Source organism: Micromonospora sp. NPDC047762 (assembly GCF_043204655.1).
Classification (GTDB): domain Bacteria; phylum Actinomycetota; class Actinomycetes; order Mycobacteriales; family Micromonosporaceae; genus Micromonospora.
This window is the reverse complement of the sequence record NZ_JBIDCQ010000002.1, coordinates 460827-482948: the sequence shown is the minus strand read 5'-3', so window position 1 is coordinate 482948 and position 22122 is coordinate 460827. Positions and strand designations below refer to the sequence as shown.

The window sequence follows — 22122 nt, the reverse complement described above, 5'->3', positions numbered from 1 at the left end:
TGTGCCGGCCAGTCGTACGAGGCTCGCCTTGCGGGCTGAACGCCCCGATCATGCGTGACTTTCCCGAAGCAGATTGTGACGCCTCATGCGGCAAACCGCAATCATCTATGCAACTCCAGCGCCGCCGCCACCCTGTGAACCGCCCTCGGCGACACCCGCTCGCGGCGGGCAGGCCGGTCACGTCCGGCCCACGGCCGCTGAGGATGGCAGCGCAGGACGCGAAGTGCCCACCGCGGTCAGCCTCATTGACGTACGCAATTCCGGGGTAGGCAGCCTCGGCACTGCTCCGCGGAGCGGCCCAGATCTCGCCGGGGAACGTGGTGAAGTCGACCGGCACCGTGACCGGTGGCGGAGTCTGACCGGCCGCCTGGGCCGCTGCTTGAAACCGCTCCTGCTCCCAGTACCACCGGGCGGGCAGGATGCCGGTACCGGTCAGCCAGTACAGCGCCACGGTGTCGACAAGGGACTCGCGAGTGAGACCGCCCACCGGTGCGTCACCGAACAACGGTTCCACTAGTGGGCAGGATGGCGGGGCAGTCGGCCATGTGACGGCACTCTGGCCGAGCGACGGGATCCGCCTAGCCTGTGCACAGGGTTCGCCCGGCAACGCTCCGAAGGGAGCCGTCCCATGCCATCCATCCTCGGCGCAGCTTTCCTCGCGGCCGCCTTGACGGCGGCACCAACCGTGTCCGCCGCAACTCCCGCCCCGGCACCCGGCTACCGCCTGGTGGAGCTCGGCACCCTCGGCGGCGACAACAGCTTCGTCAGCGCCATGAACAACCGCGGCGACGTGGTCGGCCGCGCCCAAGCCACCGACGGCAGCTACCGCGGATTCCTCTGGCGCCACGGCCGGATGACCGATCTCGGTGCCTTCACCCCGACCGACGTCAACGACCGCGGGCAGGTCGTCGGCTACCCCGCCGACGGCTCCGGCGGGTACGTCTGGGATCACGGTGTGGTGCAGCCGTTGGGTCCGTCCGCCCTACCCCTGGCGATCAACAACCGCGGCCAGGTTGTCGGCCGCACCGACGAAGGCCCCGTTTTGTGGACGAACGGCCATGCCCGGTCCCTGCCTCTCACCGAGGTGTCCGACATCAACGAACACGGCCAGGTCTCAGGTGGGGTGTACCTGCCACCCGACGGCTTCCACGCCGTCCGATGGCACAGCGGCCGGGTCACCGACCTCGGCGCCGGCCCCTTCAACCGCAGCAACACCTACGCCCTCAACGACCGCGGCCGGGTGATCGGCTGGCAGTTCTCGGCTGACCAGTTCCCGCGCGGCATCCTCTGGCGGCACGGCCGAGCCCTGGACGTCGGCACTCTCGGCGGCAACACCACCGAACTGCGGGCGATCAACAACCGCGGCGAGATCCTGGCCACCTCCGCGGCCAGCGACGGAATCTCCCGCCCGGCGCTGTGGCGACGCGGCGTTCTGCACGACCTGAGCCTCGCCGGGATCAGCATGTACGGCGAGTTCGTCGGCCTCGATGACCGTGGCCGCATCGCCGCCTCGATCCGCACTGTCTCGGGTGTCAGAGCGGTCGTCTACCACCCGCGCTGACCGCTGGCTCGCCTTTTGACGTGGGGGGCCGTGCTGGCCGGCACGCTGAAAGCGCCAAGAGGCAGTCCTTGCGCCGCCGTCTTGGAGGATCATCGCCCGCAGGCTGCTCGCGCAGATCATCGCGCCTCGCGTGCGGTCGGCAACGGTGCGCTGGGCCGGACAATGACAACGGCCCCCGATCCGCATCTCTGCTGGTCAGGGGCCGTGTCTGCACCTGGTGGCGGGTAGAGGATTCGAACCTCTGAAGCTTTCGCGACGGATTTACAGTCCGCTCCCATTGGCCGCTCGGGCAACCCGCCAGGGCACCCCACCGCGTCGTAACGCGGCGGCGGAAGCAAGGATAGCGGCTCCCCCCGGCACCTACGCAACCGGGTACGGTCAGGGGGTCGTGCCGCTGGTCGGCGGCCGACGGCAGGCCCAGACCGCCGGACAGCAGGAGCAGAATCATGGCAGCGAACCCGTCGTTCGACATCGTGAGCAAGGTTGACCGTCAGGAGGTCGACAACGCCCTTCGTCAGGCGGAGAAGGAGCTTGCGACGCGGTTCGACTTCCGCGGCACCGGCGCTGAGATCTCCTGGTCTGGCGAGGAGGCGATCGGCCTTCAGGCGGAGACCGAGGAGCGCGTCCGCGCCGCACTGGACGTGTTCAAGGAGAAGCTCGTCAAGCGGAACATCTCGCTGAAGTCGCTGGATGCTGGGGAGCCGCGCCCGTCGGGCAAGATCTTCAAGATCGACTGCAAGGTGATCCAGGGCATCGAGACGGACAAGGCCAAGGCCATCAGCAAGAAGATCCGCGAAGAGGGCCCCAAGGGCGTGCAGGCGCAGATTCAGGGCGACCAGCTGCGGGTCACCGGCAAGAAGAGGGACGACCTCCAGGCGGTCATCTCGCTGCTCAAGGGCGAGGACTTCGGCGTCGCCCTCCAGTTCAACAACTACCGCTGACGGCTATCCACAGCGATCCGGTCCCCGGCCACAGGGCGTCCAGCTGAGATCGACTCGGCTTCCTGAGAGTCGGGGCGTCCGGGCGGATGGGACACCGCGACTTTCAGGAACCCGAGTCGATCAAGGGCAACCCGACCACGACGCGGGCCGACCACGACGCGGGCCGACCAGGACGCGGGCCGACCAGGACGCGGGCCGACCAGGACGCGGGCCGACCAGGACGCGGGCCGACCACAACGCAGGCCGACCAGCCTGAAGACGGCAGGTCAGACGGGGACGGGGTGTTCGGCGCGTACCGCAGTGGTTTCCGCGCGGGCGATGGGCCCGGCGGGTAGTGCGGCGACCGCGGCCCCGACGGCGACCGCAGCCCCGGCGAACAGGAACGCCCAGCGGACGCCACCGGCGTGGTCGACGATCACGCCGGCCACCGAGCCGCCGGCGGCGCTCGACGCCACAGCGACGGTGACCACCCAGGTGTACGCCTCGTTCAACATCCCGGTCGGGGCGATCCGGCCGACCAGGGTGTTCTCCAGGGTCAGCGCGGGCGCGATGGCGGCCCCGCCGACAACCAGCGCGACACCCAGCGCGAGCGGGGTGGGCATCACCGCGAACACGGCGAAGGTGGCGGCCACCGCGGCGAGCAGCAGGGCGAACTGTCGGGTCATGTTCGGTGCCGGCTTGCGGACGCCGAACCAGATCCCACCGGTGGCGCTGCCGACCCCCCAGACGGCGAGCAGGACGCCGGCGAGGCTCTCCGGGTCGCCGGTGGCGTGGTCGCTCGCGAACGCCGGCACGATCACACCGGCGGCCCCGAAGGCGATGCCGAGGCCGGCGACGCAGATCAGCAGGGCCGGGAAGCCGGCGACCCGTAGCGGGCCGAGGCCGCGCGCGTGGTGTTCCTGCGGGTGCGGACGCCAGCCGCGCATGACCTGCCCGAGGGCCACGGTGGTCGTGCCGACCAGGGTGACCACTGCCGCACCGATCAGCGCGGCCGCCGCGTCGGCGACGAGGACGAAGCCGGCGACGAGCAGTGGGCCGAGGACGAAGACGATTTCGAACAGTGTGGTCTCGGCGGCCAGCGCGGTGTTGCGCAGGTGGTATCGGCCGGAGTTGGGGCCGGTCAGGTCGTTCCAGGCGCCTCGGATGGCGGCGCTGAGCGGCGGGTAGGTGGCACCGGCCACGCCTGCGGCGAGGTAGATGACGGGGAGCGCGTCGTCGCCGGAGCGGCTGGCCAGCAGCAGCCCGATGAGTGCCAGCGGGTGGGCCACGGCGGTGAGCAGCAGGACGGGGCTGGGGCCGACCCGGTCGGCGATCCGTCCGGCCACCGGGCTGAGCGCGGCGCCGGCGAGGGCGTAGATGCCGCCGGCGATGGCGGCCAGCGAGTAGCGCCCGGTCACCTGCTCGACGACCAGGAGCAGCGCCAGCGGGGTCATGCCGATTCCGAGCCGCCCGATGATGCCGAAGATCAGCAGCATGGGCGCGCCGGGGATCCGCCAGACACCCAGGTACTGACGCAGCGCGGTCACCGTGAACCTCCCGAGGATGTAATGAGCGTGAGCCGTTATGACCCTAACGCCATCACTCTGCCGCTAGACAACGGAAATACAGCACTCCGCCCGTACCTGGCGTGGCCAGGTACGGGCGGAGGCGGTGTTTTCAGCGGGTCAGCGCTGGAACTGGACCGGCCCCGAGTTGCGGGCCATCTGCTCCAGCCGGGCGACGCGGTCCTCCATCTTGGGGTGGGTGGAGAAGAGCGCCGCCATGCCGCCACCCCGGAACGGGTTGGCGATCATGAGGTGGGCGGTGCTGGTGAGCTGCCCCTGGGCCGGCAACGGCCGACGTCGGGCCACCGCGTCGATCTTGCGGAGCGCGCTGGCCAGGGCCAGGGGGTCGCGGCTCAGCTCGGCGCCCGAGGCGTCCGCCTGGAACTCGCGGCTCCGGCTGATCGCCAACTGGATCACAGTGGCCGCGATCGGGCCCAGGATCAGGGTGAGCAGCAGCACAGCCGGGTTGGGTCGATCCTCGTCGTCCCCGCCGCCCAGCGGGATGAAGAAGGCGAGGTTCGCCAGCAGGGTGATGATGCTGGCCAGGCCGGCCGCCACGCTGGAGATCAGGATGTCCCGGTTGTAGACGTGGGACAGCTCGTGCCCGATCACGCCGCGCAGCTCACGGTAGTCGAGGATCTCGGTGATGCCCTGGGTCACGCAGACGGCCGCGTGCTGCGGGTTGCGACCGGTGGCGAACGCGTTGGGCTGCGCGGTGGGGCTGACGTAGAGCCGCGGCATCGGCTGCCGGGCGTCGGTGGCCAACTCCCGGACCATCCGGTACAGCTCGGGGAACTGCGCCTCGGTGACCGGTTGCGCCCCCATCGAGCGCAGTGCGAGCTTGTCGGAGTAGAAGTAGGTGACGCCGTTCATGACCAGAGACACGACGACGGCGATGACCAGGCCGCCGCTGCCGCCGAACCAGTAGCCCACCGCCAGGATCAGGGCGCTGAGCAGGCCGAGCAGCGCTGCGGTCTTCAGACGGTTGTGGTGCACGATGTCTCCTTCGGTGCACGGATCGCCGGGATCCGCTGACCGGTTCAACAACCCGGTACCCGTCAACCATCCGTTACAACGCTGAGAGTTCACTGAGACCGAAGTCGCAGGTCAGGTCAACGGCCGGCCAGGTCGAGCACCAGCTGCGGGGCGACACCCAGCACCACGGCGGCCACCGTCGCCACCGCCAGCACCACCCCCACCACACCCACCACGGGTACGGCCGCGGCACCGCCGACGTTCGGGGCGGCGAGGGGCGTCGGTGCCCACAGCGCGGCGGTCACCCGCAGGTAGTAGGCGAGCCCGATCACGGCGTTCACCGCCACCACCAGCGCCAGCCAGGCCGCGCCACCGTCCAGCAGCGCCCGGACCACCGTCACCTTCGCGAACAGGCCAGCCAGCCCCGGCGGCAGACCGGCCAGACCCACCAGCGCGAGACCGAACGCCGCAGCTCGCCACGGGTGCCGGCGGGCTGCCCCGCGCAGGTCGTCCAGCGTGCCGCCGTCCGCACCCGCCGGCCGCAGCGCGGTCACTGCGGCGAACGCGGCCAGCTCCAACACCACGAAGAAGACGGCGTACGCGATGGCAGCCGCGTACGCGGCGGACCGTGCCTCGTCCGTGCGTCCGGCGGCCAGCGCCAACGCTCCCAACGGGGCGAGGATGTACCCGGCCTGCGCGACGGACGACCAGGCGAGCAGCCGGACGGTCCGCCGCTGACGCAGGGCGACCAGGTTGCCGACGGTCATGGTGAGCACGGCGAGCAGGGCGAGCACCGGACCGGTCTGGTCCGCCGGCAGCGCCCGTTGCACCACGGCGAGCAGGGCGACCAGGCCGCCCAGCTTCGACGCTGTGGACAGGTACGCGGCCACCGGCAGCGGCGCGCCGTCGTAGGTGGCCGGCGCCCAGGCGTGGAACGGCACCGCCGCCACCTTGAAGGCCAGGCCGACCAGCAGCACCGCCACCGCGGCGGTGGTCAACGGCAGGTCCCGCACCTCTGGCTGCTCGGCGATCAACGCACCGAGCCGGTCCAGGTGCAGCCCACCGGTCACCGCGTACAGAAGGGCCGCGCCGAGCAGGGTCAGCGTGGTCGCCACCACGCTGACCACGAAGAAGGTCAGGGCCGCCTCGGCGCTCGCGAGGCTGCCCCGGCGCAGGCCGACCAGCACGTACAGCGGCAGGGTCAGCGTCTCCAGCGCGACGATCAGCGTGATCAGGTCGCCGGCCGCGCCGAGCACCACGCCGCCGGTCATCGAGCAGGCCAACAGGAAGGCGTACTCCCCGACCGGTGAGCGCCCGGCCCGCAGCGCGGGCACCGACAGCCCGAGCACGCCCACCGTGAGCAGCGCGACCACCACGGCGACCACTGCCGCCCGACCGCCGAAGATCCACGAGCAGTCGGCACCCACGCAGAACGTCCGCCGCTCGGCACCCGCCCCGACCAGCGCGGAGCCGACGGCGGTGCCGAGCGCGCCGAGCGCGGCCACGGCGATGGTGGCCCGTGGCCGGGCCACGAGCAGATCGGTGATGAGCACGAGCACGGCCGTGCCGGCGGCCAGATAGGCCGGCAGCAGCGCGACGCTGTCCACGCTCTGCACGACGTTCATCGGGGCTCGCCTTCGTTCGCGACTGCGGGGCTCCGCTCCGCTGCACTCCTCGCGCTCACCGCGAAACCACCCCGATCAGGGCGTCGACGGGAGCCTCGGCGACGCCGAGGACCAGCGTCGGCGCCAACCCGATGGCCAACGCGAGCAACACCAGCGGCACCCAGGCGGTCAACTCCGCACCGGCCAGGCCGGGGCCGACCCGACCGACGGCGGGGCTCGGCCGGTTGTGGGTGACCTGGCGTAGCAACCGCAGGAAGTACGCGGCGGTGAGCGCCCCACCGACCGCCGCCAGCACCCCGAGGGTGGTCCAGAGCGGACCGCCCACCTGCACGGCGGCGATCACCGCGAACGCCTCGCCCCAGAAACCGGCCAGGCCGGGCAGGCCCAGCGACGCGACCGCCGCGAACGCGAGCAGACCCGCCAACCGGGGCGAGGTCTCCCGCAGCCCGGACAGCTCGGTGAGGGTGCCCGTGCCGGTACGGTCCTTCACCGCCCCGGCCAGGAAGAACAGCAGGCCGGTGATCACCCCGTGCGCGACGTTGCCGATCAACGCCGCCTGGATGCCGGTGGCGGTCAGCGTGGCGACGCCCAACAGCACGAAGCCCATGTGCCCCACGCTGGAGTACGCGATGAGCCGCTTCACCTCCGACTGGGCCAGGCAGACCAGCGAACCGATCAGGATCGCGGCGACGGCGAGCACACCGAGCACCGGCGCGGCCCAACGGGCTCCCTCCGGCGCCACCCCCACCGCGACCCTGATCAGGCCGTACGTGCCCATCTTCAGCAGCACACCGGCCAACACGACACTGCCCACTGTGGGTGCCTGGGTGTGCGCGTCGGGCAGCCAGGAGTGCAACGGCCACAGCGGGCTCTTCACCGCGAACGCCAACGCGAGCAAAGTGAACGCGGCCAACTGGGTGCCCCGGGACATCCCCGCGCCACCGGTCAGCGTCACCAGGTCGGCGGTGCCGGCGGCGGCGACCACGACGTACACGCCGACCAGCAGCAGCACCGAGCCGAACAGCGTGTAGAGGGCGAACTTCCGGGCCGCCCGACGCCGGTCCGCGCCACCCCAGCCGGCGATGATCGCGTACATCGGCAGCAGGACGACCTCGAAGAAGAGGAAGAACAACACCACGTCCAGGGCGAGGAAAGTGCCCAGGATGCCCACCTCGACCACCAGCAGCAGCGCGACGAGCGCCCGGCCGCTACCGCCGTCCGGAACCCGCCACATCGTGTACGCGCAGCAGAGCAACGTGAGCAGCGCGGTCAACACCACCAGCGGCCAGGAGATGCCGTCGACGCCGAGGTGGAAGCGCAACTCCAGACCGGGCACCCAGGGCAGGTCCAGTTGGTGCCACGGGCGCACCGCCGGCTCGTTGCCCGACCAGACGACCCAGCCCCGACGGTCGAACACCAGCGGCACCGCTGCCAGCAGGGTCAACGCCGCCGCGACAGTGCCGACCAGCCGGGCCGCCCGGTCCCGGGGCGTCGCCGCCACCGCGACCGCACCCAGCGCCGGCGCCGCCAGCACCGCGACCAGCAACCCCTGCCCCAACGTCACTGGACCGCCTCTGTTCGCGACTGCGAGGCTCGCAAACCCGGCTCACTCCTCGCGCTCACTGGACCGCCTCTGTTCGCGACTGCGAGGCTCGCAAACCCGGCTCACTCCTCGCGCTCACTGGACAACTCCCAACACGGCGGCGGCCAGGCCGATCAGCAGAGCACCGGCCAGTACGCCGGCGGCGGCCCGGGGCAGCGCCGCGCGGTGCAGCGCGGCCAGCCCCGCGCCCAGACCGGACGCGGCTCGCCCACTGCCCTCGACCGCGCCGTCCACCACCACCTCGTCACCCGTGCGCGCGGCGCGGGCCAGTGCACGGACGGGACGTACCACGAGGGTGCGCTGGACGTCGTCGAGCCGGAACGCGCTGGCGAAGACCGGCCGCAGCGGACCCAGCGCCGCGGCCGGGTCGGCGGCCGGGTCGCGCCGCCAGCCCAGCGTCACCAGCGCGGCGCCGAACAGCAGGAACGCCAGCGGCAGCAGCACCCCCGGCCCCAGGTGGACCAGGCCGTCCTCGGAGCCCGCCACCGGGACGGTGGGGAACCGCAGGCGGTCGGCGAACGCCCCGACGAACCCGGCCAGACCGAGCAGCGCGGCCGGCACGGCCAGCAGCAGCACCGGCCAGCGGAGCACGGCCGGCGGGTCGTGCGGCTGGACCAGGGGCAGGCGCGGGGCGCCGAAGAAGGCGCGCAACAGCAGCCGACCCGCGTACCAGGCGGTGACCGCCACGCCGATCAGCCCGGCGATCCAGACGATCCAGCCCACCCAGGACGGGGCCGGCCCGGTGCCCTCCAGCGCGGCCGACTCGGCCACCGTCAGCACGCCGTCCTTGCTCCAGAAACCGGCCAACGGCGGCACCCCGGCCAACGCGCCAAGGCCCACCACAGTGCACCAGAACGTCACCGGCATGCTGCGCCGCAGCCCGCCCATCTCCGACATCAGCGTGGTGCCGACGGCGTGGATCACGGCACCGGCGGCGAGGAACAGCAGCGCCTTGAAGGCGGCATGGGTGAGCAGGTGGAACAGTGCGGCCGACGGTGAACCGACCGCCAGCGCGCCGGTCATGTAACCCAGTTGGGACACCGTCGACCAGGCCAGCACGCGTTTGATGTCGTCCTGGGCGGTGGCGGCGAGCGCGCCGAGCAGCAGCGTGATCGCGCCGAGCACCCCCAGCACCGTCAGCGTCACCGGCGCGGCCGTGAACAGCGGGTAGAGCCGGGCCACCGCGTACACCCCGGCGGCGACCATCGTCGCGGCGTGGATCAGCGCGGAGATCGGGGTCGGGCCGGCCATCGCGTCCGGCAACCAGGTGTGCAGCGGGAACTGCGCGCTCTTGCCGGCCACACCGGCGAGCAGCAGCAGGCCGGCAGCGGTCAACGTCGCGCCGGAATGGTCGTGGGCGAGCACGTCGGCGATCCGGAAGCTGCCCGTCGACACACCCAGCAGAGCGATGCCGAGCAGGAACCCGACGTCACCGACCCGGGTCACCAGGAACGCCTTCATGGCGGCGGCGGGGGCGCCGGCCAGTCGGCGGTCGTGGGCGATCAGGAGGTACGAGCAGAGGCCCATCACCTCCCAGCCGACCAACAGCATGATCAGGTCGCCGGCGACCACCACCAGCAGCATGGCACCGGTGAAGAGGCTGATCTGGGCGGCGTAGGGCGGGTAGCGGTGATCCACGTCGACGTCGTCGTGTGGACCGCGCCGCAGGTAGCCAATCGAGTAGACCTGCACGGCCAGGGCGACAGCGGTGACCGCCACCGCGACAAGCGCGGCGGCGCCGTCCAGTCGTACGCCGAGGGTCACCGCCAGCCCGCCGAAGTCGACCCAGGTGGCCGACGTCTCCGTCGGCCCGTCGACGGTGAACAGCAGAGCGACGGCCACCGCCAGCGCGCCGGCCGCACCGGTGACGCCGAGCGCCACGGCGGCCGACCGGGCCCGGTCGCCGCCGGTCGCGCTGTCGCGCCGAGGGGCCGGTGGCAGCAGAAGACCGAGCAACCCGGCGACCAGCGGTACGGCGGGCAGCAGCGCCCCGAGCAGCCCGGTCACCGGCCAGCCTCCGAGTCTGCGACGACCGGCTCGCGCCCACCGGAGGGATCCGGCGACTCGGTGAGCGGCACGTCATCCACCGCGACGGTCGCCCGCAACCGGTAGAGCTGAAGGACGATCGCCAGCCCCACCCCGATCTCGGCGGCGGCGAGGACGATGACGAACAGCGCGAAGACCTGCCCCGAGTGCGGGAGCACGGCGCGGGCGGTGGTGTCCGCGGTGACCAGGATCAGGTTGACGGCGTTGAGCATCAACTCGACCGACATCAGCACCAGCACCGCGTTGCGGCGGCGCAGTACGCCGTACACGCCGAGGCCGAACAGCAGCGCGGCGGTGACGTACGGGATGACCGGCCTCACCGGCGCCCCCCGGGCTCGCTGTCGACCAGGTCGCCTGCGTCGCGTTGCGGGGCGGCACGGCCGATGTCCGGCCGGGACAGCACGATCGCGCCCACCAGCGCGGAGAGCAGCAGCACCGACAGCACCTCGAACGGCAGCACCCAGGACTGGAAGATCTGCTCACCCAGCCGCTCGGCGGTGCCGGCGTCAGGCAACGTGACCGTGCTCCAGCGGTACGCGTCGACCAGCAGCGCGGCCAGCCCCAGCCCGGCGCCGCCACCGATCAGCGCGGCCGGCCAGCCCGGCCGGTCCAGGTCGTCGGAAGCGCCGATCGGGGCCCGGGTCAGCATCACCGCGAACAGCAGCAGGACCACCACCGCGCCCACGTAGATCAGCACCTGCACCCAGGCCACCAGCTCGGCGCTGAGCACCAGGAAGTCACCAGCCAACGCGCCCAGGCACACCACCAGGTAGAGCCCGGCCCGGACCAGGTGCTTCGTGGTCACCACCAGCACGCCCGCGCCGACCGCCACCGCGCCGAGGGCGAGCAGCAGCACGTCCGCGCCGGTCACCGGAGCGCCCTTCCGGCCCGGGCGCTCACGACGCCGGGTCCTGGTCGGCGTCGGGGCGTACCGCCGGCGGAGCGGGACGTGCGGCGGCCGCCTTGCGCGCGGCGGAGGTCTCCTCCTTGGCCGGCTCGCCGTTCGGGTCGTGCGCGGGCGGCGGCGGAACGGTGGCCATCCACTGACCGAGGTGGTCCTTGTCGTGCAGCAGGTCCTTGATGTCGTACTCGGCGTACTCGAACTCCGGTGACCAGTAGAGCGCGTCGAACGGGCAGACCTCGATGCAGATGCCGCAGTACATGCAGAGCGAGAAGTCGATGTCGAACTTGTCGAGCACGTTGCGCTGGCGGGGGCGGGCGGCGCCGGGCACCACCACCTCCTCCTTGTGCGAGTCGATGTAGATGCACCAGTCCGGACACTCCCGGGCGCAGAGCATGCAGACCGTGCAGTTCTCCTCCGACAACACGATCACCCCACGCGAACGGGGCGGCAGCTCAGGGGCCACATCGGGGTACTGCTGAGTGGTCGACCGGCTGGTCATCGTCTTGAGGGTGACCGCCAGCCCCTTCACCAGGCCCGCGCCGGGGAGGCCGCGCTCGCTGGTGTCACCGCGCTCGCTGGGGTCGCTCATGTCGACCATCCTGCCCTGTGGCCACTGCGCGCGCGACCACCACCCACAGGTCGACGACCTCAGGGCTCACCCGAGGAGCGCGGTCACCTGCGGAACAGCCGGATCACGCCCCGGGTCCGCCGACGACGGCCGGTGGGAGCATCTCGACACCGAGTTGTTGCAACAACTGGAACAACTCGTTGCAGCTCCACACCTCGACGATCCGGCCCGCAGTGTCGAAACGCAGGAACGTCGCCCCCGAATAGCTGACCACCTGCCCGGTCGGCGGCACCGGCCCGAACTGCCCGGCGTGGGTGCCGGCGGCCCGCCAGTGCACCGCCACCCGCTCGCCGGCCGCGACCACGTCGACGATCTTGTAGCGGAGGTCCGGGAAGGCCGCCCGACGCTCGCGGTGCCAGGCCAACGTCGCCTCCGGCCCGGTGCCGCCCAGCCCCGGGCACTCCTCGGCGACCAGCTCGTACGCCGACTCCTCCTGGCGGGCATTCCACACATCGGCGATGAACCGCCGGGCCGCCGCCTCCACATCCGTCATGCCGGCAGGGTATCCGGACCACTGTGCGCCGTAGATCCGCGAGGATTGGGTAGAGACAACAGACCAGACCGGGAGGGCGACGTGGGCGAGGAAAAAGGCGGCAAGTACGTCGAGCCGGGCGGCGAGTTCACCCGCGACCAGCGGTACATCGCCACCCGGATCACCGAGGACGGGCGCGACGGATACCCGGTCGAGCCGGGCCGGTACCGGCTGGCGGTCAGCCGGGCCTGCCCGTGGGCCAACCGACTGATCATCGTGCGGCGGTTGCTCGGTCTGGAGGACGCCATGTCGATGGCGGTGGCCGGCCCGACCCACGACGCCCGGAGCTGGACCTTCGACCTCGACCCCGACGGCCGGGACCCGGTGCTCGGCATCGAGCGCATCCAGGAGGCGTACTTCAAGCGCTTCCCCGGCTACGAGCGCGGCATCACAGTGCCGGCGATCGTCGACGTGCCGACCGGGCAGGTGGTGACCAACGACTACGCGCAGATGAGCCTGGACCTGTCCACGCAGTGGAGGGCGTACCACCGCGAGGGCGCACCGCAGCTCTACCCCGAGCACCTGCGGGAGCAGATCGACGAGGTCAACGCCGTGGTGTTCCGGGACGTCAACAACGGCGTCTACCGGTGCGGGTTCGCGGGCAACCAGGAGGCGTACGACAAGGCGTACCACCGGCTCTTCGACCGGCTGGACTGGCTCACCGAGCTGTTGGCCGACCAGCGCTACCTGGTCGGCGACACCATCACCGAGGCCGACGTACGACTGTTCACCACGCTGGTCCGCTTCGATCCGGTCTACCACGGCCACTTCAAGTGCAACCGGCAGAAGCTGAGCGAGATGCCGGTGCTGTGGGCGTACGCCCGGGACCTGTTCCAGACTCCCGGTTTCGGCGACACCATCGACTTCGACCACATCAAGCGGCACTACTACGAGGTACACCGCGACATCAACCCGACCGGGATCGTGCCGCTCGGCCCGGACCTGTCCAACTGGCTCACCCCACACGGTCGGGAAGCGCTGGGCGGCCGCCCCTTCGGCGACGGCACCCCACCCCCACCCCCGGTCGAGCCCGTAAACCCCGCCCACACCCCGCTGCCCTAAACAAGCCCCCCCCCGCGCCCGCGCGCGCCTTGCCCGCCGCGCCCGCCCCGCCTGCGCCGCCTGCGCCGTCGATCTTGCAGTTCCGGTTGCCGGTTCGAGCAATTTGCCCCTTCTGTCGGCACAGTAAGTGCAAGATCGCGGGTCGATGACCTCTCGACCCTGTCGATCATGGAGTTGTGGTGCCTGGACTACTCCTGTACGGGCGCTTTGTCACCCACCACAACTCCATGATCGACGCAGCAGGTGCGGCAGGGCCGGGCAGGGCCGGGGTGAGGCCGGGCGGGGCGGGGTTACAGCGCTATGCGGACGGCTGCGGTCAGGACCAGTTGCGCCAGCGCGGCCGGGACCAGGACCAGCCAGCAGAGGCGTTGGAGTTGGTCCTCGCGTAGGCGCGGGTAGGAAACCCGGAGCCAGATGATCACGAAGGAGACCGCGAAGATCTTGAGCAGCGTCCAGAGCCAGCCCAACTGGTCGTCGGCGAACGGGCCCTGCCAACCACCCAGGAACAGCACAGTGGTCAGCGCGGCGATCACCACGATGCCGACGTACTCGGCGAGCAGGAAGAACGCGAACCGCAGACCGGTGTACTCGGTCATGTAGCCGAAGACCAGCTCCGAGTCGGCCACCGGCATGTCGAACGGTGGTCGACGGATCTCGGCCAGCCCGGCGACGAAAAAGATGATCATCGCGGGTGCCTGCCAGAGCAGCCACCACGGCTGCCACGCCTCGACGATGCCCGACAGGCTGAGCGTGCCGGCCGCCATCGCCACCGACGCGGCGGCCAGCACCAGCGGCAGCTCGTAACCGAGCAGCTGGGCCGCCCCGCGCAACCCGCCCAGCAGGCTGTACTTGTTGGCCGACGCCCACGCCGACATCAGCACCGCCACCACCCCGACGCCGACCACGGCCAGCACGAAGAAGAGGCCGATGTCCAACGGTTGCCCGACCAGGTCGTTCGGACCGAGCGGAATGACGAGCAACACCAGCAGGTAGGGCACCAGGGCCACCGCCGGCGCCAACCGGAACACCGCCCGGTCCGCCTCGCGCGGGGTGATGTCCTCCTTCTGCACGAACTTGACCCCGTCGGCCACGAGCTGCGCCCAGCCGTGAAAGCCGCCCGCGTACATCGGGCCGAGCCGACCCTGCATGTGCGCCATCACCTTGTGCTCGGCCTGGCCGACAAGCAACGGCAGGGTGAGGAAAGCGACCACCACGCCGCCGATCCGGAGCACCAACTCCACCCAGAGCGGCATCAGGCCGTACCCCCGTCGTGGTCGCTCCGGCCATCGCGGCCCGGCGGGTCCGCGACCGGCTCGCCACCCGACGCGGCCGAGCCCTCGCCGGGCTTGTCCGATGCGGCCGCGCCGGACGCGACGTGGCCGATCTCGTCGACGCCGGGCACGTGCTCGGCAGCCGGCCCGCCGGACACGGGCTCGGCAGATGTGGCCGCGCCGGACGCGGGCGCGGCAGTCGGGCCGGTGCCAGGTTGGTCAGGTGCGGCCGGGCCTGCGTCGGGCGCGGGCTGGTCGGCAGGGATAGGGCCGTCGGTGGTGCCGACCGGTCGGGGAGTACGCGCCGGACGGGCCCCCGGGGCGGGCCGCGCCGGACGCTCACGGGCCGGTCTGGCGGGGGTGCCGCCACGCGGGCCCTCCCCCACTCCACCGGCGCCGGCCGGGGTGGGCGTGGGCCCCCACTCGCCCGGAGCGGGTACGCCCGGCGGGCGGATCGGTCGACGCCCGCCGCCGGCCTCGGACTCGCCCGGCTCCTTCGCGCCCGGCCAGGGCTTCGCCACCCGGGAAGCCAGCACGAACTCCTTACGCAACGGGTGGCCCTCGAACTCCGGCGGCAGCAGCAGCGGCAGCAGCTCCTCATGCCCGGCGAAGTCGATGCCGAACATCTCGTGCGTCTCCCGCTCGTGCCAGGCGGCTCCGGGGTAGACGTCGACCACCGAGGTGACAGTGGGCGCGCTTCTCGGCAACCGCGTACGCAGCAGCACGCCGTGCCGCAGTCGCGTCGACCAGAGGTGCGCCACCACGTCGAAGCCCTCGGCCAACTCGTCGACGGCGGAGAGCCAGTCGAAGAAGTCACAGGCCAGCTCGGCGTCGTCACGAGCGGCCGAAACCGCTGTGAGCCAACTCGTGGGTGGCACGTCGATGGTGGCCCTGGCGAAACGTTGCCCGCCGGAGACCGACGGCGTCGCCTCAGCCGGCGCGAGCAGCGCGACCAGTCGAGCGCCGACCTCTTCGGGAGTCATGCCGCTGATCCTAGTGCCGGCCGAGGCCGCACCTGGCCGCCGCCGATGCCCGGCGATCTGCCGGCTTTGGGCGCGGCGCGCGCCTGGGCGGGGAAAGATGAGGACGTGCGCGCTGTGACGGTAAGACCTGGGGTCGCCAACTCGCTGAGCCTCGTCGACGATCAGCCGGAGCCGGCTGCCGAGGAGGGCTCTGTCCTGGTCGAGGCGCTGGCGGTGGGGATCTGCGGCACCGACCACGAGATCATCGCCGGGGAGTACGGCGAGGCGCCGCCGGGTGCCGACCGCCTGGTCATCGGGCACGAGTCACTGGGCCGGGTGATCGAGGACTCCAGCGGCACCCTGCAACCCGGTGACCTGGTGGCCGGAATCGTCAGGTATCCCGACCCGGTGCCCTGCCCGAACTGCGCGGTCGGCGAGTGGGACATGTGCCGTAACGGTCAGTACACCGAACATGGCATCAAGGCACTGGCCGGGTTCGCCCGGGACCGCTGGCGGGTGGAACCGCGGTTCGCTGTCGCGCTCGATCCGACGCTGGCCCAGGTGGGCGTGCTGCTGGAGCCGACAAGTGTGGTGGCGAAGGCGTGGGACCACATCGAGCGGATCGGGCACCGGGCCGAGTGGCAGCCGCAGACCGTCCTGGTGACCGGGGCCGGGCCGATCGGGCTGCTGGCCGCGTTGCTCGGCACCCAGCGCGGGCTCACCGTCCACGTGCTGGACCGCAACACCGAGGGGCCGAAGCCGGAGCTGGTCGCCGGGCTGGGCGCCACCTATCACACCGTGCCGGTCAACGACCTGCCCTTCGAGCCGGACGTGGTGATCGAGTGCACCGGCGCTCCCACAGTGGTCCTCGACGTCATGTGCAAGGCGGCCCCGACCGGGATCGTCTGCCTCGCCGGGGTGTCCAGCGGTGGCCGGAGCATCGACTTCGACGCCGGGGCGCTGAACCGGGCCCTGGTGCTGGAGAACAACGTGGTGTTCGGCTCGGTGAACGCCAACCGGCGGCACTGGAACATGGCGGCGCAGGCGCTCGCCCGCGCCGACCAGATCTGGCTCGAGTCGCTGATCACCCGGCGGGTGCCGGTGAACCGGTACGCCGACGCGTACACCCCCGGGCCGGACGACATCAAGGTGGTGCTGGAGTTCGCGTCCTGAGCGACGCCGCGCCCGATCAGATGCCCGGCAGTCGACCGTTGCGGAACAGGTCGACGAAGAGCTGGTGGTCCTGGCGGGCGCGCACCCCGTACGCGTGGGCGAAGTCCACCAGGTGGGCGACGAATCCCGACTCGTCGGCGTCGACCGCCGCGACGATCGCCTCCTCGGTGGAGTAGTCCACCAGGTCGTGACTGGATTCGTCGTCGGCGACCGAGTGCATCCGGGCCACCGCCCGACCGAGGTCGACGAGAACGCCGGTCAGTTCCTCCGGCTCGTTCACGTCCGACCAGTCCAGGTCGGCGGCGTACGGGGAAACCTCGGCGACCAGCTGACCGGCCCCATTCAGCTCGGTGAAGCCCAGCCACGGGTCGGCGTGCGCCTGCAACGCCCGCTGCGACTCGGCGGTCCGGTGCCCCTGGTGCTGGAAGTAGCCGCGGACCGACTCGTCGGTGACGTACCGCGCCACGGCCGGCACCTGAGCCTGCTTCATGTAGATGACGACGTCGTTCTCCAGCGCCTGGGTGTGCCCCTCCAGCAGCAGGTTGTACGACGGCAGCCCGGCCGAGCCGATGCCCACCCCCTTGCGCAGCACCACGTCCTTGATCCGCGCCGCCACCGGGCGCAGCTGCGTCGAGGCGTTCGGCAGGGTGCCCAGGTATTCCTGGAAGGCGGCGCTGACCAGGTCCCGGGTGGCGTCGTCGATCTCGAAGACGCCGTCGCCGATGGAGAAACGTCGCTCGTAGTTGTCGATGGTGGTCTGCGCGGCGAGCAGGTCCACGCGGGTGTTGAGCCGGGCCTGTTGGAGCACCCGGCGTAGCACCCCGTCGGCGTTGTCCAGGGTGATCGAACCGATCGCGTCGTCACCGCCGGCGGCGATGGCCCGCAGCTCGGTCAGGTACGACCGGGCGAACCCGGCAACCAGCTCCCCGATCGCCGTGTCGGAGAGCGCCTTGCCGTAGCCGAGCAGCGCCACGCTGGCAGCGAGCCGGCGCAGGTCCCAGGTGAACGGCCCGACGTACGCCTCGTCGAAGTCGTTGACGTTGAACACGAGCTGCCCGGAGGCGTTCATGTAGGTGCCGAAGTTCTCCGCGTGCAGGTCACCGTGGATCCACACCCGGCTGGTCTGCTCGTTCAGGAACCGGTCGTCGGCGAAGTCGCCGAGCTGGTCGGCGTAGAACAGCGCGGCGCTGCCCCGGTAGAAGGCGAACGGCGACGCCGCCATCTTGCGGAACTTGCGGCGGAAGGCGGCCGGGTCGATAGCCATCGACGCGCCGAACTCCTCGGTGAGCACGTCGACGATGTGGGCGGAGCGCTGGTCCCCTGAGCTGCTCATAGTGCGCAGGCTAGTGCGGCGGGTCCACAACGGGGTGGCGAACGGCCCATCCATCGATCATGCTGTCCGGGTCACGGCGCGGGGGCCCGGACACCATGGTTACGTTCGTCGATCGAGGCATCGCCACGACCGGCGACAGGTCCCTCGCCGGGCGTCGACCATGGAGGACCAGATACAGATGCTCCGCAAAACGGGGACTCTACTCACCGCCGCACTACTCGGCCTGACGGCGACGATCGGCGGGGCCGGACCAGCCTCGGCCGCACCGTCGGTCTCCGCCGACGCCCCCACGTTCTCGCTGAGCCGGCTGGTGCTCGAGCCGACCGAACGCGGCTACCGGGGCAGCCTTCGGGTGACCATCACCAACAACAGTGACAGCACGCAGGGCTTCTACTTCCGGATCCGCGAGGCCGTGGCGGGCTCCTTCTCCGGGGGCGTGGAGTCACGCTGCGAATCGGACGGCGTAGAGGAAGGGCTGTTGGTCCGCACCTGCGCCCTGCCGCGTGGCAACGATCTGGCCCCGGGCGAGTCTCGCCGGGCGACTGTGGAGTTCCAGGTGCTGACCACCCCTCGCAGCTACCCGATGATTGCGGACGGAGGCCTGGTCACCGCCTACTCGTACGACACCGGATCCCTGGGCACGGTGCCGTTCAGCGCACAGTTCCGCTCCCTCGACGGCAAGCTCGCCCGCCCGCAGACGTACGTGCAGGACGCCCAGGCGAACGCGTCCGTCGAGCTGGCCGGCCCGGTGACCGACGGCCCCGAGAACACCCGGCGGGTGCCGCTCCGGGTCCGGTACGCGGGTGACGCCCGGCAGCTCGCCAACTCGCTGACTGCCAGGCAGCTGCCCGCCGGGTCGATGATCCGGTTCACCGAGCCCTTCGACGGCCCGGTGTACGGCCCACAGGCATTCGTGCCGGGCGGGCTGCTGATGCAGGGTGAGGAGCGCGACGTGGCGCTGTTCATCAGCCGGCCGACCGACCCGGCGGACGAGGCGACCCCGATCACCGTAGAGCTGGCCACCCTCTACTGGAACGAGACAGTTCCCGACGTCGACCCCAGCGACAACACCGTCACGTTCACCCTGGCATTGCCGGCCAGCTGACCTGCCGACGGTCGGCCGTCGCCCGGGTCAGCTCCGGGTGGCGGCCGGCCGCCCTCAGCTCGCGGCTGGTGGGCGTACCGGCGGGGCGGTGAGCGAGTCGACCGAGCGGGGCGCGGCGGCCTCGCGGGGCGGGGCGTCCAGCGGCGCGGCCAGCACGTCCCGTTGCGGCACACCTCCGATGCCGGACTGCTCGGCGGCGATCTTCTCCTGCAGGCGAAGGATGCCGTGCAGCAGCGCCTCCGGCCGGGGCGGGCAGCCGGGCACGTACACGTCGACCGGGATGAGCTGGTCGACGCCCTTGGTCACCGAGTACGAATCCCAGTAGGGGCCGCCGCAGTTGGAGCAGGCGCCGAACGAGATGACGTACTTCGGCTCGGGCATCTGGTCGTACAGGCGCTTGATCGCCGGGGCCATCTTGTCGGTCACCGTGCCGGAGACCACCATCAGGTCGGCCTGGCGGGGGCCGTGGGCGAACGGGATCACGCCGAGTCGGATGAAGTCGTGCCGACCCATGCTGGTGGCGATGAACTCGATGGCACAGCAGGCCAGACCGAAGTTGAACACCCAGAGCGAGTAGCGGCGCCCCCAGTTCAGCACGAACCGGATCGGCTCGCCGAGCACTGCCGGCAGCTGCACGACCGCCCCCTCTCCTCACCGACAGTGAATCACAGCCGGCGTCCGTGCGGTCCGGCGGTGATCGGCCCGAGCGGTCCACCAATTGTCCCCGAGCCGACAAGGATCGGCAGCGATTGACGCGCAACCTACCGGTGCGCTCGCTTGTGTGACCGGTGCTGGCGAACACGACGCCGGCAGTCGCCACGGGGAGGACAAGTGCTTGTGACACGAGATGTGCCGGTGGGTGGGCGCCCACCGGACCCACCGGGAGCCGCGACCTCCGCGCCGGCAGAGCTGGTATTCGACGACTTCTACCACGCCCACTACCGCGGTCTGGTGGTGCAACTGACCGCGTACACCGGTGACCGGGGGCAGGCACAGGACCTGGTTCAGGAGGCGTTCTGTCGGGCGTACGCCCGCTGGGACCGGCTCGCCGGATACCAGGACCCCCTGGCCTGGGTCCGTCGGGTCGCGTGGAATCTCGGCCACAACCGCTGGCGGCGGCTGCGGACCGCCCAGCAGTGGCTGCTGCGGCAGCGCGAGACACACGTCGCGGAGCCGAGCCCCGACCGGGTCGCCGTCGACACCGCGTTGGCGAAGTTGCCGCCGAAACAGCGGCGGGCCGTCGTACTGCACTACCTCGCCGACCTGACGGTCGCGGAGATCGCCGCCCAGGAACAGGTCGCCGAAGGGACTGTCAAGTCCTGGCTGCACCGGGGCCGAACCGCGCTCGCCGCTCACCTACGCGACACCAATGAGGAGGTGCGGGATGTCTGAGCAGGAGATTCTTGACCTCGCCGAAGAGTTCGCCCGTTACCGCCGTACCGCGCTGGCGGAGGTCGAGGCGCCGGGGCCCGCCGCCGTTCGACGGACCGTACGAGGCCGCGGCCGACGCCGGCTGGCTGCCACCGCCACGACGGCGCTCGCCCTGTTCGGCGGGTCGGCCGTCGGATACGCGGCGTTGAGCGGCCCGGACCATCGGCCTGGTCCGGTCGACCCGACGCCGAGCATCTCGGCGTCACCGACGCCGGCGCCGACGCCGACGAGTCCGACCCCCAGCCCTGCCGGGACCAGTGCCAGCCCGACCATCGGGGTGCCGGACGGCCGGCTCAGCCGGGCCCAGCTGCTGGGGGTGCCGGTGACCCTGCCGGCGTGGCGGGCCGGACGAGGCTGCCCGACGTCGCAGACGCGGCTCACCGGCGACGCCCGGGAGGGCGCGAACTGGCTTTTGGCGCTCGACCACGGCGACATCGACGGAGACGGCGCGGTGGAGACCGTGGCTCTCGTGCAGTGCGTGCTCGGCACCCGCGGGCCGATGCAGGTGGTCGCCTTCGACCGCGACGAGGAAGGAAAGGCGACGACTGTCGGCCGGGTGGTCGCGACCACCATCGACAAGCCGGAGTGGCTGTTCGCGCTGGATGTCGTGGGCGACGGCACGGTTCGCGTTCAGGTCGGTGACATCGCTCCCGGGGGTGGCTGGAACGCCAGGTGGTCACAACGGCAGTGGCGGGGCTACCGCTGGAAGGGTGACGCCTTCAGCCAGGTCTCCGGGCCGACGAGCTTCGGTCCGAACCCGAACCTGGCGGACGTCTCCGTCACCACCGGTGACCTCGTGCTGAGAACTGCCGACGACGGCTCCCGGACGGGTACGGCCACGGTGCGGATCCGTAACCGGGGCACGGGCCCGGTCGCCCACGTGGTGCTGCGGTTGGGCGTGCCCGCTGTGGTGCGCGCGGACGTCGACGGGTGGGGCACGTGCGCGGGCGTCCACGACAGCGTCGAACCGATCACCTGCCGCCTGGGTCAGCTGGCCGCCGGGGCGGAGATGCGGTTGGACCTGGACTTCCGGGTGCTCGAAGGGATCACGCTGAGCACGAACAAGGCGGACGTGGACGTCCAGCCGATGGACAGCGAACGTGACGTCCTGCCGGACGTCAACAGCGCCGACAACCTGGTTCAGATGACGTTGACCTACGGCTGACGGTCGCCGGCCGCGTCGTACGCCACGGGGGCGTACGACGCGGCCGGCGCTCCGCCCACCACGCGGGCGCTGGCCCGCGTCCGACCCCGCCTCGCCACTCAGTCCCCCATACGACAGTCGATCCACAGCGTCGACGGCAACCCCGAGGCCCGTTGCGGGCTTCTACGGGGGTACGGCGCGCCGAGCAGGACCGCCGACAACGGGGACCACGGAAACGATCCCCGCTGAGCGAGTGGTACGACCGCCTCGGGTACGGGCCCG

Annotated in this window: 19 protein-coding genes, 1 tRNA gene and 1 pseudogene; 7 read left to right on the top strand and 14 right to left on the bottom strand. The window is 71.4% G+C overall.

What is annotated here, in order from left to right; translation table 11 throughout:
• Nucleotides 1–628 precede the first annotated feature (628 nt).
• Nucleotides 629–1561: a hypothetical protein gene (locus tag ACGF3C_RS07775; protein ID WP_393219851.1), complete on the top strand. Its 933-nt coding sequence runs from the start codon at nt 629–631 to the stop codon at nt 1559–1561.
• Between the two features lie 215 nt (nt 1562–1776).
• Here ACGF3C_RS07775 and ACGF3C_RS07770 read toward each other — a convergent pair.
• Nucleotides 1777–1860 (bottom strand) — tRNA-Tyr (locus ACGF3C_RS07770).
• Nucleotides 1861–2007: 147 nt separating this feature from the next.
• On the opposite strand from ACGF3C_RS07770, the gene ACGF3C_RS07765 reads away from it, so the two are divergent.
• Nucleotides 2008–2502 carry a YajQ family cyclic di-GMP-binding protein gene (locus ACGF3C_RS07765; RefSeq protein WP_091402478.1) on the top strand — a complete coding sequence of 165 codons (495 nt, stop codon included), beginning with the start codon at nt 2008–2010 and terminating at the stop codon, nt 2500–2502.
• Nucleotides 2503–2768: 266 nt separating this feature from the next.
• Here the strand turns inward: ACGF3C_RS07765 and ACGF3C_RS07760 are convergent, their stop codons facing one another.
• The 9 genes from ACGF3C_RS07760 to ACGF3C_RS07720 all read right to left on the bottom strand — a co-directional run bounded on the left by ACGF3C_RS07760 (nt 2769) and on the right by ACGF3C_RS07720 (nt 12320).
• Nucleotides 2769–4028: an MFS transporter gene (locus tag ACGF3C_RS07760; protein ID WP_393219847.1), complete on the bottom strand. Its 1260-nt coding sequence runs from the start codon at nt 4026–4028 to the stop codon at nt 2769–2771.
• Nucleotides 4029–4166: 138 nt separating this feature from the next.
• On the bottom strand, nt 4167–5042 hold the full coding sequence (gene htpX, locus ACGF3C_RS07755) for a zinc metalloprotease HtpX (protein ID WP_124858758.1): 876 nt from the start codon (nt 5040–5042) through the stop codon (nt 4167–4169).
• Between the two features lie 116 nt (nt 5043–5158).
• The gene (locus ACGF3C_RS07750; RefSeq protein WP_357232962.1) at nt 5159–6646 is read right to left on the bottom strand and encodes a proton-conducting transporter membrane subunit; all 1488 of its coding nucleotides are present in this window, start codon (nt 6644–6646) and stop codon (nt 5159–5161) included.
• Nucleotides 6647–6701: 55 nt separating this feature from the next.
• Nucleotides 6702–8210, bottom strand: coding sequence for a NuoM family protein (locus tag ACGF3C_RS07745; RefSeq protein ID WP_393219842.1), 1509 nt, complete (start codon nt 8208–8210; stop codon nt 6702–6704).
• Between the two features lie 114 nt (nt 8211–8324).
• The gene (locus ACGF3C_RS07740; protein ID WP_393219839.1) at nt 8325–10256 is read right to left on the bottom strand and encodes an NADH-quinone oxidoreductase subunit L; all 1932 of its coding nucleotides are present in this window, start codon (nt 10254–10256) and stop codon (nt 8325–8327) included.
• Nucleotides 10253–10615 (bottom strand): NADH-quinone oxidoreductase subunit NuoK, encoded by a 363-nt coding sequence (gene nuoK / locus ACGF3C_RS07735; protein WP_357233947.1) that lies wholly within the window; start codon nt 10613–10615, stop codon nt 10253–10255. Before nuoK ends, ACGF3C_RS07740 begins: the two co-directional genes overlap by 4 nt.
• On the bottom strand, nt 10612–11166 hold the full coding sequence (locus ACGF3C_RS07730; RefSeq protein WP_355005689.1) for an NADH-quinone oxidoreductase subunit J: 555 nt from the start codon (nt 11164–11166) through the stop codon (nt 10612–10614). The genes nuoK and ACGF3C_RS07730 overlap by 4 nt, the downstream gene beginning before the upstream one ends.
• Before the next feature lie 25 nt (nt 11167–11191).
• Entirely contained in the window at nt 11192–11788 is a 597-nt protein-coding gene (locus tag ACGF3C_RS07725; protein WP_393219835.1) for a NuoI/complex I 23 kDa subunit family protein, read from the bottom strand.
• A 103-nt stretch (nt 11789–11891) separates the two neighbouring features.
• Nucleotides 11892–12320 (bottom strand): ester cyclase, encoded by a 429-nt coding sequence (locus ACGF3C_RS07720; RefSeq protein ID WP_355005691.1) that lies wholly within the window; start codon nt 12318–12320, stop codon nt 11892–11894.
• A gap of 81 nt (nt 12321–12401) precedes the next feature.
• Here ACGF3C_RS07720 and ACGF3C_RS07715 point away from each other — a divergent pair, with 81 nt between their 5' ends.
• Entirely contained in the window at nt 12402–13421 is a 1020-nt protein-coding gene (locus ACGF3C_RS07715) for a glutathione S-transferase C-terminal domain-containing protein (RefSeq protein ID WP_357233939.1), read from the top strand.
• 290 nt (nt 13422–13711) lie between these two features.
• Here the strand turns inward: ACGF3C_RS07715 and ACGF3C_RS07710 are convergent, their stop codons facing one another.
• On the bottom strand, nt 13712–14674 hold the full coding sequence (locus ACGF3C_RS07710; RefSeq protein ID WP_355005693.1) for a complex I subunit 1 family protein: 963 nt from the start codon (nt 14672–14674) through the stop codon (nt 13712–13714).
• Nucleotides 14675–15078: 404 nt separating this feature from the next.
• Nucleotides 15079–15675: pseudogene (locus ACGF3C_RS07705) on the bottom strand (NADH-quinone oxidoreductase subunit C); the annotation flags it as partial.
• A gap of 105 nt (nt 15676–15780) precedes the next feature.
• On the opposite strand from ACGF3C_RS07705, the gene ACGF3C_RS07700 reads away from it, so the two are divergent.
• Nucleotides 15781–16827, top strand: a complete 1047-nt coding sequence (locus ACGF3C_RS07700; RefSeq protein ID WP_357231030.1) for a glucose 1-dehydrogenase — start codon at nt 15781–15783, stop codon at nt 16825–16827.
• Nucleotides 16828–16843: 16 nt separating this feature from the next.
• Here ACGF3C_RS07700 and ACGF3C_RS07695 read toward each other — a convergent pair whose 3' ends face one another.
• On the bottom strand, nt 16844–18160 hold the full coding sequence (locus ACGF3C_RS07695; protein WP_357231027.1) for a DUF2252 domain-containing protein: 1317 nt from the start codon (nt 18158–18160) through the stop codon (nt 16844–16846).
• Nucleotides 18161–18338: 178 nt separating this feature from the next.
• On the opposite strand from ACGF3C_RS07695, the gene ACGF3C_RS07690 reads away from it, so the two are divergent.
• Complete coding sequence (locus ACGF3C_RS07690; protein WP_393219830.1) at nt 18339–19265, top strand: hypothetical protein; 927 nt, start codon at nt 18339–18341, stop codon at nt 19263–19265.
• 54 nt (nt 19266–19319) lie between these two features.
• Here ACGF3C_RS07690 and ACGF3C_RS07685 read toward each other — a convergent pair whose 3' ends face one another.
• Nucleotides 19320–19901 (bottom strand): NADH-quinone oxidoreductase subunit B, encoded by a 582-nt coding sequence (locus tag ACGF3C_RS07685; RefSeq protein ID WP_124861683.1) that lies wholly within the window; start codon nt 19899–19901, stop codon nt 19320–19322.
• Between the two features lie 195 nt (nt 19902–20096).
• Here ACGF3C_RS07685 and ACGF3C_RS07680 point away from each other — a divergent pair, with 195 nt between their 5' ends.
• Entirely contained in the window at nt 20097–20657 is a 561-nt protein-coding gene (locus tag ACGF3C_RS07680; protein WP_393219826.1) for an RNA polymerase sigma factor, read from the top strand.
• On the top strand, nt 20650–21861 hold the full coding sequence (locus ACGF3C_RS07675; RefSeq protein ID WP_393219823.1) for a hypothetical protein: 1212 nt from the start codon (nt 20650–20652) through the stop codon (nt 21859–21861). The genes ACGF3C_RS07680 and ACGF3C_RS07675 overlap by 8 nt, the downstream gene beginning before the upstream one ends.
• Nucleotides 21862–22122: the final 261 nt, after the last annotated feature.